The organism is Brachybacterium sp. SGAir0954 (assembly GCF_005490785.1).
In the GTDB taxonomy this organism is placed as follows: domain Bacteria; phylum Actinomycetota; class Actinomycetes; order Actinomycetales; family Dermabacteraceae; genus Brachybacterium; species Brachybacterium rhamnosum.
Genome location: NZ_CP027295.1, coordinates 948,296 through 961,244, shown reverse-complemented (window position 1 = coordinate 961,244; position 12,949 = coordinate 948,296). Strand labels below are relative to the sequence as shown.

9 protein-coding genes are annotated in these 12,949 nt (G+C 73.2%); 5 read left to right on the top strand and 4 right to left on the bottom strand.

The genetic code is table 11. The features are described 5' to 3' along the window. Positions 1 to 8 precede the first annotated feature (8 nt). The 5 genes from C1N80_RS04230 to C1N80_RS04210 all read left to right on the top strand — a co-directional run bounded on the left by C1N80_RS04230 (position 9) and on the right by C1N80_RS04210 (position 7,037). The gene (locus C1N80_RS04230) at positions 9 to 764 is read left to right on the top strand and encodes an L-ribulose-5-phosphate 4-epimerase (protein WP_137769637.1); all 756 of its coding nucleotides are present in this window, start codon (positions 9 to 11) and stop codon (positions 762 to 764) included. A 5-nt stretch (positions 765 to 769) separates the two neighbouring features. Next, entirely contained in the window at positions 770 to 2,278 is a 1,509-nt protein-coding gene (gene araA / locus C1N80_RS04225; RefSeq protein WP_137769636.1) for an L-arabinose isomerase, read from the top strand. 1 nt (position 2,279) lies between these two features. Continuing rightward, on the top strand, positions 2,280 to 3,551 hold the full coding sequence (locus C1N80_RS04220) for an FAD-binding protein (RefSeq protein WP_137769635.1): 1,272 nt from the start codon (positions 2,280 to 2,282) through the stop codon (positions 3,549 to 3,551). Between the two features lies 1 nt (position 3,552). Next, entirely contained in the window at positions 3,553 to 4,875 is a 1,323-nt protein-coding gene (locus C1N80_RS04215) for a glycoside hydrolase family 27 protein (protein ID WP_137769634.1), read from the top strand. 185 nt (positions 4,876 to 5,060) lie between these two features. Beyond that, positions 5,061 to 7,037 (top strand): glycoside hydrolase family 43 protein, encoded by a 1,977-nt coding sequence (locus C1N80_RS04210; protein ID WP_137769633.1) that lies wholly within the window; start codon positions 5,061 to 5,063, stop codon positions 7,035 to 7,037. A 36-nt stretch (positions 7,038 to 7,073) separates the two neighbouring features. On the opposite strand, the gene C1N80_RS04205 is transcribed toward C1N80_RS04210, so the two are convergent. Genes C1N80_RS04205 through C1N80_RS04190 form a run of 4 tightly spaced genes read right to left on the bottom strand, consistent with a single transcriptional unit; the run spans position 7,074 to position 12,942 of the window. Continuing rightward, entirely contained in the window at positions 7,074 to 8,357 is a 1,284-nt protein-coding gene (locus C1N80_RS04205) for an ROK family transcriptional regulator (RefSeq protein WP_137769632.1), read from the bottom strand. A gap of 60 nt (positions 8,358 to 8,417) precedes the next feature. Continuing rightward, complete coding sequence (locus C1N80_RS04200; protein WP_137769631.1) at positions 8,418 to 11,063, bottom strand: beta-galactosidase; 2,646 nt, start codon at positions 11,061 to 11,063, stop codon at positions 8,418 to 8,420. Continuing rightward, the gene (locus C1N80_RS04195) at positions 11,063 to 11,971 is read right to left on the bottom strand and encodes a carbohydrate ABC transporter permease (RefSeq protein ID WP_137769630.1); all 909 of its coding nucleotides are present in this window, start codon (positions 11,969 to 11,971) and stop codon (positions 11,063 to 11,065) included. Before C1N80_RS04195 ends, C1N80_RS04200 begins: the two co-directional genes overlap by 1 nt. Next, positions 11,968 to 12,942 (bottom strand): carbohydrate ABC transporter permease, encoded by a 975-nt coding sequence (locus tag C1N80_RS04190; RefSeq protein ID WP_240811228.1) that lies wholly within the window; start codon positions 12,940 to 12,942, stop codon positions 11,968 to 11,970. Before C1N80_RS04190 ends, C1N80_RS04195 begins: the two co-directional genes overlap by 4 nt. Positions 12,943 to 12,949 lie beyond the last annotated feature (7 nt).

Here is a 12,949-nt window from a genome sequence, read left to right as displayed (position 1 = left end):
AGAGCCCCGTGCCCCTCGTCCTCGCCGACCTCCCTGCGCCCGTGCGCGAGGCCGTCGCCGCCACCCGTGAGCGCGTCGCCGCCCTCCACGCCGAGCTGCCCCGCAACGGGCTCGTCGTCTGGACCGCCGGCAATGTCTCCGAGCGCGTGCCCGACCTCCCTGCCGATCTCCCGGGCCTGTTCGCCATCAAGCCCTCCGGCGTCTCCTACGACGACCTCACCCCGGAGTCGATGGTCGTGTGCACCCTCGACGGCGCGAAGATCCAGGACGGCACGCCCGACTCCCTCTCACCCTCGTCGGACACCGCCGCCCACGCCTACGTCTACGAGCACCTCGACCACGTGGGCGGGGTCGTCCACACGCACTCCACCTACGCGACCGCCTGGGCGGCGCGCGGCGAGGAGATCCCCTGCGTGCTCACGATGATGGGCGACGAGTTCGGCGGCCCGATCCCCGTCGGCCCCTTCGCCGTGATCGGCGACGACTCGATCGGCCGCGGCATCGTCGAGACCCTCCGCGGCTCCCGCTCCCGCGCCGTGCTCATGCAGAACCACGGCCCCTTCACGATCGGCTCCGACGCGAAGGACGCGGTCAAGGCCGCCGTCATGTGCGAGGAGGTCGCCCGCACCGTGCACGTCTCCCGCCAGCTCGGGGAGCCGCTGCCGATCCCCCAGGATCTCGTCGACTCCCTCTTCGACCGCTACCAGAACGTCTACGGCCAGAGCGCCGCGACCCCCGCCGACGACCAGCCCCAGGAGGCCTGAGCACCATGCAGAACCCCTTCGAGACCCGCGAGATCTGGTTCCTCACCGGCAGCCAGGGGCTGTACGGCCCCGAGACCCTCGACCAGGTCGCCGAGCAGTCCCGCACGATCGCCGAGACCCTCGACGCCGCCTCCGACATCCCCGTGAAGGTCGTCTGGAAGCCCGTCCTCACCGACCGCGACGCGATCCGCGAGGTCGCGCTGGCCGCGAACGCGGACCCGGCCTGCGTCGGCGTCATCACCTGGATGCACACCTTCTCCCCCGCCAAGATGTGGATCCAGGGCCTCGACGCCCTGCGCACCCCGCTGCTGCACCTGCACACGCAGGCGAACCTCGCCCTCCCCTGGGGCACGATCGACATGGACTTCATGAACCTCAACCAGGCCGCCCACGGCGACCGCGAGTTCGGGTACATCGCCACGCGGCTCGGCGTGGACCGCAAGACCGTCGTCGGCCACGCGAGCGACGCGGGCGTGCAGGCGAAGGTGGGCCGCTGGGCCCGCGCCGCGACCGGCTGGGCGGAGATGCACTCCCTGCGGCTCGCGCGCTTCGGCGACAACATGCGGGGCGTCGCCGTCACCGAGGGCGACAAGACCGAGGCGGAGCTGCGGCTCGGCGTCTCCGTGAACACCTGGGGCGTCAACGACCTCGTCGCCGTGGTCGACGCGATCGAGGACTCCGCGGTCGACGCCCTCGTCGCCGAGTACGAGGAGCTCTACGACGTCGTCCCCGAGCTGCGTGCCGGCGGCGTGCGCCACGAGTCGCTGCGCTACGGCGCCCGCCAGGAGCTGGGCCTGCGCCGCTTCCTCGAGGAGGGCGGCTTCGGCGCCTTCACCACGAACTTCGAGGACCTCGGCGGGCTGCGCCAGCTGCCCGGCCTCGCCGTGCAGCGCCTCATGGCCGAGGGCTACGGCTTCGGCGCGGAGGGCGACTGGAAGACGGCGATCCTCGTGCGGGTCGCCGCCGTCATGGGTCACGGCCTGCCCGGCGGCGCCTCCCTCATGGAGGACTACACCTACGAGCTCACCCCCGGGAAGGAGAAGATCCTCGGCGCGCACATGCTCGAGGTCTCCCCCTCCCTCACGACCGCCCGCCCCTCGCTCGAGATCCACCCGCTCGGGATCGGGGACCGCGAGGACCCGGTGCGCCTGACGTTCTCCGCCGACCCCGGCCCCGCGGTCGTCGTCGCGCTGTCCGACATGCGCGAGCGGTTCCGCCTCGTCGCGAACGTCGTGGAGGTCGTCGAGCCCGACGAGGAGCTCCCGAACCTGCCCGTGGCCTGCGCGGTGTGGGAGCCCGCCCCGGACTTCGCGACCTCCGCCGAGTGCTGGCTGACGGCCGGCGCCGCCCACCACACGGTCATGAGCTCCGCGGTGGACCTCGAGACCTGGGAGGACCTCGCGACCATCGGCGACCTCGAGCTCGCGATCATCGACGAGACCACCACGGTGCGCTCCTTCGCCCAGGAGCTGCGCACTAACCAGGTCTACCACCGCCTCGCTCAGGGCTTCTGACATGGCCTTCTCCGCACCGGGCCGCAGCTGGTCCGGGACCGTCGACTACGGCCCCGGCCCGCTGCACTCCCCCGCCTCCGTCGCCGAGCTGCAGCAGCTCGTGGCCGCCTCGCCGCGACTCCGGGCGCTCGGCACCCGCCACTCGTTCTCCGAGGTCGCGGTCTCGAGCGGTCCGCTCGTCACCCTCGCCCGGATGCCGGCGGACATCGAGGTCGACACCGCCGCGCGCACCGTGCGCGTGGGGGCGGGGGTCCGGTACGGGGAGGTCGCCGTCGCCGCCCACGAGGCGGGGCTCGCGCTCGGCAACATGGGCTCGCTGCCGCACATCTCCGTGGGCGGCGCGAGCGCGACCGGCACCCACGGCTCCGGCGACGGCCACCGCTCGCTCGCGAACGCGGTGCGCCGCATCGAGCTGGTCACCGCGGGCGGGGACCTGCTCACCCTGGACCGCGAGGCGGATCCGGAGGTGTTCGGCGGGGCCGTGCTCGCGCTCGGCCTGCTCGGCGTCGCCACGCACCTCACCCTCGACCTGGTCCCCGCCCACGACATGGCGCAGACGGTCCACCTCGACCTCCCGGCCCCGGCGCTCGCACAGGAGGAGCTCTCCGCGATCCTCGGCGCGGGGGACAGCGTGAGCCTCTTCCACCACTGGGACGGGACGATCGCGCAGGCCTGGGTGAAGCGTCGGCTCGGCCCGGACGGACAGCCCGCGCTGCCCGAGCGCTGGCACGGCGGGACCCGGGCCCCGCGGCCCGTGCACCCGCTGCCCGGCATCGGCGCGGAGCCCTGCACCGACCAGAGCGGCGAGCCGGGGCCCGCGCACGAGCGGCTGCCGCACTTCCGTCTCGCCTTCACCCCCTCGAGCGGGGAGGAGATCCAGTCGGAGTACTTCGTGGCCCGGGAGGACCTCGCGGCCGCGCTCTCGGCGGTCATGCCGCTCGGCGAGCGGATCCGGCCGCTGCTGCACGCCTCCGAGGTGCGCACCGTCGCCGCGGACGAGCTCTGGCTCTCCCCCGCCCATCACCGCGACAGCGCCTGCGTCCACTTCACGTGGAAGCAGATGCCGCGCGCGGTCGACGCGCTCCTGCCGGAGATCGAGGAGCGCCTCGCGCCCTTCGCCCCGCGCCCGCACTGGGGCAAGGTCTTCACGACCGACCCGGCTGTGGTGCGCGTCCAGTACCCGCGGCTCGCGGACTTCCTGGCGCTGCGCGACCGCCTGGATCCCGGCCGCACCTTCGCCAACGACTTTGCCGACCGTCTGCTCGGGGAGTGACATGACCGTATCGACCGCCGCCGTCCCGCCCCGCGGCTGGAACTCCTGGGACTCCTACGGGACCACCGTCACCGAGGAGGAGGTGCTCAAGAACGCCCGCTTCCTCGCCGAGCACCTGCTCCCCCACGGCTGGGACACCGTCGTCGTCGACATCGACTGGGCGGATCCGTCGGCCCGCTCCCACGGCTACAACGCGGACGCCCCGCTGGTCATGGACGGCCACGGCCGTCTCCAGCCGGACCCGGGCCGCTTCCCGAGCGCCGCGGGCGGCGCCGGCTTCGGCCCGCTCGCCGAGCAGATCCACGCACTCGGCCTGCGGCTCGGCATCCACGTGATGCGCGGGATCCCCCGCCGCGCCGTCGCCGCGGACCTCCCCGTGGCCGGCTCCGCGCTCACCGCCGCGCAGATCGCGGATCCGACGAACGCCTGCGAGTGGAACCCGGACATGGTCGGCATCGACCACTCGGTGCCCGGCGCGGGCGCCTACTACGACTCCGTGCTCGCCCAGTACGCCGCGTGGGGCGTCGACTTCCTCAAGGTCGACGACATGCTCTGGCCCTACCAGGCCTCGGAGATCGAGGCCTTCGCCGGGGCGATCGCGCGCAGCGGCCGGCCGATGCAGCTGAGCCTCTCCCCCGGCCGGGACCTGTCCCTCACCCGCCTCCCGCACCTGCGTGAGCACGCGACCATGTGGCGGATCTGCGACGACCTCTGGGATTCGTGGGAGGACGTCGAGGCGAACCTCGCGCGCTTCGCCCGCTGGGCCCCGCACGCCGGCCCGGACGGCTGGCCCGACGGCGACATGCTGCCGCTGGGCCGGATCGGACTCCGCGCCGAGCGCGGGGAGCCCCGCGACGACCTGCTCACCCCGGAGGAGCGCCGCACCCTGCTGACCCTTTGGGTGATCGCCCGCTCCCCGCTCATGGTGGGCGGGGACCTGCCCACCTCCGATCCCGCGACGATCGCCCTGCTCAGCAATGCCGAGGTGCTCGCCGTGCAGACGGAGGCGACCGCGAGCCGGGAGGTGTTCCGCGAGGACCCGCTCGTGCTGTGGACGGCCGACGCCGCCGACGGCCGCACCTGGATCGCCGCGTTCAACGTGGGCGAGGAGGAGCTCGAGGTGTCGATCGACAGCCAGGACGTGGGCCTGCCCCGTCGCGGCCTCGGCGAGGTCACCGAGCTGTGGAGCGGGGAGCCGGCGCCCCTGCGGGAGGTGGCCGTGCAGTCCGACGACGCCCGCGGCGTCGCCCCCGGCTCCACCGCGATCGACGTGCGGATCCCCCGCCACGGAGCGGTGCTGCTGCGGCACGTGCCGCGGGGCTGAGGCGAGGCGGGTCGGGCGGAGGTCCGACACCGCCCCTTCCCCTGCGCACGATCCTCGTCTACGGTAGATGAAACCCCTTTACCTAAGGGGTGAGAAAAGGGTGACCGGAGCACGCGGACGTGCCCGGCGCCCGTCGGCCCCGCGACAGCGCGGGCCGCTCCCGCACGACTCGACGAGGAGTCCCCGTGCCCGCTCCCCTACCTCCCCTCCCCCGCCGCCGCATGCTCCCCCGCCGGCGCAGCGTCCTGACCGCCGCCCTCGCGGCGCCGCCCCTGGCCGCGCTCGCCTCCGCCCCTGCTCTCGCCGAGGGCACGACCGCTGAGGAGGACGCCGACGCTCGCACCGCGTTCACGCCCGGCGAGCCCTGGCTCGACACCGCCGGCAACGTCATCCAGGCGCACGGCGGCCAGGTCGTCGTCTCCGAGGACGCGGAGGGCCCGCTCTACCTCTGGTACGGCGAGGACCGGACCAACGGCTACGGCTCCTCCCCCGGCGTGCACGTCTACACCTCCCGCGACCTCTACTCCTGGACCGACGAGGGCCTCGCCCTGCGCGCCCTCACCACCGCGGAGGAGATCGACACCGACCCGTACTTCACGGCGCTCTACGAGGGGTACACCGAGGAGCAGAAGGCCGCCGTCGTGCGCGACCTGCAGACCACCGCGACCCCCGGCAGCAGCGCCTCCGCTGCGATCCTCGAGCGTCCCAAGGTGCTCCGCAACGCCGCGAAGGGCACCTGGGTCATGTGGGTCCACGCCGACGGCCCCTCGGAGACCTCCACCGCCCAGTACGCGAAGGCCCGCGCCGGCGTCGCCGTCTCCGACTCCCCCACCGGCCCGTTCCGCTGGATCGACAGCTACCGCCTGCACCACGCCCCCGAGGGCGAGCCCGACTGGCAGCCGGACAACCCCGGCATGGCCCGGGACATGACCCTCTTCCTCGACGACGACGGCACCGCCTACATCATCTACTCGAGCGAGGAGAACTACTCCCTGTTCATCTCGAGGCTCGACGCGGACTTCACCCAGCTCGCGACCCCCGCGGAGGACGCCGTCAAGGGCGTGGACTTCATCCGCCCCTACATCGGCGCCCACCGCGAGGCCCCGGCCCTGTTCAAGCGCGCGGGGACCTACTACCTCATCACCTCCGGCGCCACCGGCTGGGACCCCAACCCCGCGAGCTACGCGACCGCGACGGAGATCCTCGGCGAGTGGACCGACCACGGCAACCCCGTCACCGGGGACGGCGCCGCAACCACCTTCCGCTCCCAGTCCACGAACGTCATCCCCGTGGACCCCGAGCGCGGCACCTACATCTACATGGGAGACCGCTGGACCCCCTCCGACCTCAGGAACGCGCCGTACATCTGGCTGCCGCTGCGCTTCGGCGAGGGCACGCAGACCTCGCTCGTGTGGGAGGACTCCTGGCGCTGGGAGGACCAGCCCGCCCAGCCCGCCTTCACCGTCGACGTCGCCCTGCCGGGGTCCGTGCGGATCGGCGAGACGCAGCGCCTCCCCCGCCACGGCACCCTCCGCCTCGCGGGCGGCACGAGTGAGAAGCGCAAGGTCACGTGGGAAGCGAGCCTCGACCGCCCCGGGAAGGTCGCCGTCACGGGCACCCTCTCCGGGTCCGAGGGCCTCACCGTGCGCCGCGAGGTGCTCGTGGTCCCGCAGCACATGGTCTACCTCGTGAACGCGGGCGGCGAGGAGACGAGCGACTACCTCGCCCTGCGCGAGCACGCCCGGGGTCGCGGCCTGCGGAACTCCGTCGCGGACCAGCCCTACGGCGCGGATCCGGCCACGGGGAGCGTGTGGGGCTACGAGGGCCGCTCGAAGAGCGCCGGCAGCGGCACCGACTCGATCGACCGCACGCTGCGCTACGCCACGGACCACGACGACCTCACGTACCGCTTCGCGAACCTGCCCGCCGGCTCGTACACGGTGCACGTGGGCTACTACGACCCGTGGCCCTGGGCGAACCGCGCCGCGCAGGTGAGCATCAACGACGAGGTCGTCGCGGCCCAGCAGCTGTTCACCGCGACCCCGGAGGCCGCGGCCTACGGCGGGGTCGAGGTGGGCGACGCCGGGGAGATCCGCCTCGTCCTGCATCCCACGCGCTCGCCCGACGTGCAGGTCAGCCGGGTGGCGGTCGTCGCCGAGTGACGGGAGCGGGCGGCCGACGGGGACCCCGTCGGCCGCTCAGCCCTCGCGCTGCGGGACCGCCCAGCCGGTGCGCGGGCCGCGCCCGGCGGCGGGCACCACGGGGGTCGGGGGGCTCGACGGGCTCGGCAGGCCCACCCGCTCGAGGAAGCCCTCGAGGGCGAGCACCGCCATGCCGAGGCTCACGCCCTCGCCGTCCGCCTCGGTGAACTCGATGCTCAGCGCGGCGGAGGGGCCCGGCAGGCACTCCTGCGCGATGCGCTCGCGCACCCGCTCCTGCAGCTCCCAGCCCGCGTACCGGGTGATCCAGCCGAGCACCGAGACGTGCTCGGGGTTCAGCAGGTTCACGAGGTTGCCGACGGCCGCCGCGAGGTAGTCGCCCGTGCGCAGCAGCGCCTCGCGCGCCGTCGGGTCCCCTGCGGCCTCGGCCCGCATGAGCCGCTCGACGAAGTCCCGGTGATGGGGCACGGCGAGCAGCTCGTGCTCGGGGTCGATCTCCGCGACCGTGGCGCGGATGCCCTCGACGCCCACGTACGCCTCGACGCAGCCGGAGCGGCCGCAGCGGCAGGCGCGCCCGCCCCAGACGAGGGTCGTGTGCCCCCATTCGCCGGCGGAGTTCCCGGGGCCGCGCAGCAGCTGGCCGTCGACGATGATCCCCGCCCCCACACCGGTCCCGAGGTTCACGGCGACGAAGTGGCGGAAGCGCCGCCCGGCCCCGAACCACAGCTCACCGGTCGCGAGCGCCATGAGCGGGTTGTCGATGCGGACGGGCACGGGGACGGCCTTCTCGAGCTCCTCCATGAGCGGCACCTCGTGCCAGTCCCAGTTGGGGGCGAAGACGTCCACCCCGCGCGCCGGGTCCACCTGCCCGGGCAGCGAGATGCCCGCGCCGAGCACCTCCCCCTCGAGCTCCGGGTGCCGCGCGAGGATCACGGTGATGCAGACGCCGATCCGCTCCGCGATGGTGGCGATGCTCTGCGTCCCCGGGGCGAGGTCCACGCGCTCCTGGTCCACCCGCACGAGGGACGCGTCGAAGAGGTCGACGCGCACGTAGGTCTCCGCGACGTCGACCGCGAGCAGCGCGCCGCGCGCGGGATTCGCCTGGAACGTCGAGGTGGGCCGCCCACCCTGGGAGGAGATCCGGCCCGCCTCACGCAGCACGCCCTCCTCGACGAGCTCGCCGACGAGGGTCGTGACCGTCGCCGGGCTGAGCCCCGTCTCGGCGCTCACCTGGGCACGGGTGACCGTGCCGCGCGCGTAGACCGTGCGCAGCACCATGAAGCGGCTCTCGCTGCGGATGTCCTTGGACGTCTTCGTGGCCACGGCTTCCCTCCCGGTCGTGGGGCCTGCGGGGCGACCCGCTCGTGGCCGTCCGGTGACCGCTCAGCGCGGGACGGCGGCGCGGCGGGCGCCCCCGAACATACCGCCTCCCGCACCGAGCGCCTCGACGAGCAGGAGCACGTCGTCGGGATCACCGTCGGACCATCCCGCGGGGATCCACGACCGGTGCGCGTCGCCGCCGGAGACGGCCGGGGCGCCGAGCACGTGGCGGGAGACCCGTCGGCCGCCGACGAGGACGGTCACCTCCACGTCCTCGCCGGCGAGCTCGAGGAGGCGCCCCGGTCCCGCGGTCGCCGGGGCGGCGTCGAGGCGCACGAGCAGCCGCTCCCCCGCGTCGAGCCGCAGCCCCTCCCGCGGCAGGGGCGCGCCGGCGCCCGCCGCGGGCGCCCGTTCGGTGAGGCGGGCGGCGAGATCCTCCTCGCGCACGGTGCGCAGGGCGGTCACGCGCGGCGGCCGCACCGCGAGCAGCTCGACCCGCTCGAGCAGGCCGCCCGGCACGTGCGGGGCGAGGACCTCGACCTCCGCGGGAGCGCCGGTGGGCAGGAGGACGACGGGCGATCCCGGCGTCACGAGCTGCTCCGCCGCACCCCCGACGGCGACCCGCACCGGCTCGGTGAGCCCGTGCAGGACGAGCACCTGCGCGCTCCCCCCGTCCGGGGCCGGGACGGTGCGGCCGTAGCGGACGGGACGGCCGGGGTTCGCGCTCGACCAGCCGCCGAGGCCGCGCAGGGGCGGCTGGTCGAGGCGGCCCCGGGCGCGACGGTCCGGCAGCTCCCGCACCTCCCAGAGGTCGGTGAGGTCGGTGCTCCCGTGGATCGCGAGCACCGTGCCGAGGCCGCGGCCCGCGCCGAGGCGGAGGGCGGGCAGGCGGGCGTCGTCGAAGTTCGCGCGGCCCCAGATCTCGGCCGTGACCTGCACCCGGTGCGCAGAGGCGGGGCCGAGGGGCACCCGGATCGGGGCGCCGTGGGTGCCGTGCACGCCGCGATGACCGCCGGCGCCGTCGGCGCTGTCGACCGAGACGCGCACGAGGTCCGCGGCGCCGAGCAGCAGCAGCCCGCTCGCCCCGGCGGGCACCTCGAGCTCCGCGGCGACGCGGCCGTCGGCCAGTCCGAGCGCCTCGGCGCCGGGCAGCGCCCCCTCCGGCACGGGGCGCGCGTCGAGGAGGTCCTCGACCGCGGGCGCCGGGAGCAGCTCCCCGCCCGCGGCGTGCAGGACGGGCTCGGGATCGGCGAGGCGCGGACCGGGCTCGCCGATGCGGATGCTCACCGCGGTCGCGGCCTGCAGGGTCGCGGCGCGGCCGGGGCCCCGCAGCTCCAGCAGCTCCTCGCCGCCGCCCGCGGTGGGCACGGCGAGACGGACCTCCGAGGAGTCGCCGCCGGTGAAGGTGAGGGAGAGGCCCTCGGGGCCGGACTCGACCCCGGTGAGCTCTGCGGTCGCGACGCGCAGGGTGCCGGGGGCGCCCCACGGGTCCAGGGGCACGTCGAGCGACCAGAACGGGCAGGCCCCCGCGGGGACGCTCGCCGCCAGCTCGATCCCGCTCGCGGAGCGCAGGCGCACGGGCAGCTCCTCGGCGCCGAGGGCCGCGGGGCCCACGATCGTGCCGCCGCCGGGCAGGGCGAGCGCACCGCCCACGACCGGCCCGCCGGTCGTGTCGGCGACGGCGGCGGGGTCGAGCGGCACCGGCGCGGCGGCCGCGAGGCGCCCGCCCCAGGCGGTCAGGGTCGCGGTGAGGTCCCGGGCCTCGTCGTACTCGGGGCGGCGGCGGCCGTCGGGCGTGAGGTAGCCGTCGAAGTCGTAGTCGTGGGTCATGAGGTTGCCGGGATCGCCCCAGTTCCCGGCGGAGGGCAGCACGAGGTGGTCGAAGCCGGAGGTCTGCAGGTACGGGGCGACGAGCCGGGCGCCGGCGAGGATCTCGCGGCGCAGCGTGCGATGCACGCGGTTGGTCTCCGTGACCAGCAGCGGGAGGTCGCGGTCCCCGAGCTCGCGGGCGTAGTGGCGGGTCTCCTCGTCGAAGGTCGTCGAGGAGTCCGCGGGGTAGAGGTTCACGGTCGGCACCACGCCCGGAGCGTCGCCGGAGGCGCCCGCGAGGTCGCCCTGGCCGGCGCAGGCGATGAGCGGCACCTCGATGCCGGCTCCGCGGGCGCGCTCGGCGAGGTGGGTCATGTACGCCTCGGGGTCGGGGCAGTCGAAGAAGTCCAGCTCGTTCTCGATCTGCACGAGCGCCACCGGGCCACCCCGGGTGGTCTGGGCGTCGGCGAGCACGGGCATGACCGCCGTGAACCAGCGGTCCACCGCGGCGAGGTAGTCCGGGTCGGTCGTCCGCAGGGCCGACGGCGCCGTCGGCGCGTCCCCGTGCAGCCACCAGGGCAGGCCGCCGCCGTCGGTCTCCGAGCAGATGTACGGCCCCGGTCGCGCCATGACGAGCAGCTCCCGCTCCTGGGCGAGGGCGAGGAAGCGGCGCAGGTCCCGCTGCTCGGAGTCGAGGTCGATGACGCCCGGCTCCTGCTCGTGGAAGCCCCAGTGCACGTAGAGGTCGATCATCCGGTAGCCGGAGTCGCGGACGAGGTCCAGGCGGTGGGCCCACTGGTCCGCGGGGAGGCGGAAGGGGAACACCGAGGAGCACAGGAGCACCGCGGGCGTGCCGTCGAGCTCGAGCCGCGACGAGGAGAGGTCGATCCGGGAGGTCATCACTTGACCCCCGCGCTGCCGGCGGAGAGGTTCATCTCGTACATGTATTTCTGCCCGAAGTAGTAGATGACGATCATCGGCAGCGACAGGAAGATCGAGCCGACCATGATGAGGTTCCACGGGGGCGTCTGCAGCTCCTGGCTGGTGGAGGTCAGGTACTGCACGCCGAGGGCGAGCGGCATCTTCTCCTCGGAGTTGATGTAGATGAGCGGCCCCATGAAATCACCCCACATCGCGGTGAGGGTGAAGATGGCGATGGCGATCAGGATCGGAGACATCATCGGCAGGATGAGCCGGACGTAGATGCCGAAGAACCCCAGGCCGTCGATCGACGCCGCCTCGTCCATCTCGTAGGGGATGCGCGTGACGAACTGGCGCACCAAAAAGATGTTGAAGGCGTTGGAGAAGAACTGCGGGACGATGAGCGGGAGGAACGTGTCCACCCAACCCAGCTCACTGAAGATCCAGAACTGCGGGATCATCGTGATCTGGGCGGGGACCATCATCGTCGCGATGACGATGAGGAAGAGCCCCTTCTTGCCCGGTGCCCGCAGCCTCGCGAACGCGTAGCCCACGAGGGAGCTCGAGAGCACCTGGCCGATCGCCGAGGTCACGGCGATGATCACGGAGTTGATCATGAAACGGCCCACGGGGAGGCTCGTCCGGAAGATCTCGACGAAGTTCGAGAACTGCCAGTCCCTCGGCAGGATCGTCAGCTGACCGGTGGACACCGTGGAGTCCGAGGCCAGGGCGATCGAGACGACGAACACCAGCGGCACCATGAAGATCGCCGAGAGGATCACGAGCATCCCGTAGGTGAACGGGCCGCCGCGGAACGCGCTGAGGGTGCGCGGCCGCGTACGCCGGGCGGCGCCGCTCGCCGCGGGAAGAGTGGTCGTGGCGCTCATGAGCGCACCTCCGATTCGTAGAAGACCCAGCGTCCGGAGGTCGCGAAGGCGATCGCGGTGAAGATCATGATGACGACGAAGAGGATCCAGGCGATCGCCGAGCCGTAGCCCATGTGGTAGAAGCGGAACGCCTCGTCGAACAGCATGGGGACGGCCATCTGGCTCGCGTTGTCCGGCCCGCCGCCGGTGAGGATGAAGACCTGGGCGAAGACCTGGAACGACCCGATGATCCCCATGATGAGGTTGAAGAAGATCACCGGGGTGAGCTGCGGGAAGGTCACCGACCAGAACTGCCGGAACCCGGATGCGCCGTCGATCTCCGCCGCCTCGTACAGCTCCTTGGGGATGCCGTTCATGCCGGCGAGCAGCAGGATCGTGCCGCCTCCGGCCTGCCACAGCGACATGAGGATCAGAGCCGGCTTCACCCAGCGCGCGTCCATGAGCCAGTTGGGCCCCTCGATGCCGATGAGGGCGAGCGCCTGGTTCAGCGGCCCCGCCTCCGGGGCGAACACCATCTGGAAGATGAGTGCGACGGCCACGATCGGGATCAGGTGGGGCAGATAGACGAGCGTGCGGAACAGCTTTCGGAAACGCACCTTCTTGTTGAGCAGGTTCGCGATGAAGAGAGAGACCACCATGCCGAGCGGCACCGAGATCAGCGAGTAGAACGCGGTGTTGCCCATGACCTTGAGGAAGATCGGGTCGTCCGTGAGCAGGGTGATGTAGTTGTCCAGGCCCACCCACACGGGAGCGGTGAACGAGTCCCAGTCGGTGAACGAGAGATAGAACGAGAAGATCATCGGGCCGAGCAGGAAGACCAGGAACCCGATCGCCCACGGTGAGATGAACAGGTAGAAGAAGAGGGCCTCGCGACGACGGTGCGGAGCCAGACGGGGACGGGGCCGGCGCCGGCCGGGAGCGGACTCCCGACCGGCGGCATCAGCGGCCACAGGGACGACGGCGGTGGTCACAGGGTGC

Bases quoted from the DNA above. Each gene is read 5' to 3' on its own strand.
- C1N80_RS04215 (WP_137769634.1), top strand. From the start codon at position 3,553: ATGACCGTATCGACCGCCGCCGTCCCGCCCCGCGGCTGGAACTCCTGG.
- C1N80_RS04220 (WP_137769635.1), top strand. From the start codon at position 2,280: ATGGCCTTCTCCGCACCGGGCCGCAGCTGGTCCGGGACCGTCGACTAC.
- C1N80_RS04200 (WP_137769631.1), bottom strand. From the start codon at position 11,063: ATGACCTCCCGGATCGACCTCTCCTCGTCGCGGCTCGAGCTCGACGGC.
- C1N80_RS04195 (WP_137769630.1), bottom strand. From the start codon at position 11,971: ATGAGCGCCACGACCACTCTTCCCGCGGCGAGCGGCGCCGCCCGGCGT.
- araA (WP_137769636.1), top strand. From the start codon at position 770: ATGCAGAACCCCTTCGAGACCCGCGAGATCTGGTTCCTCACCGGCAGC.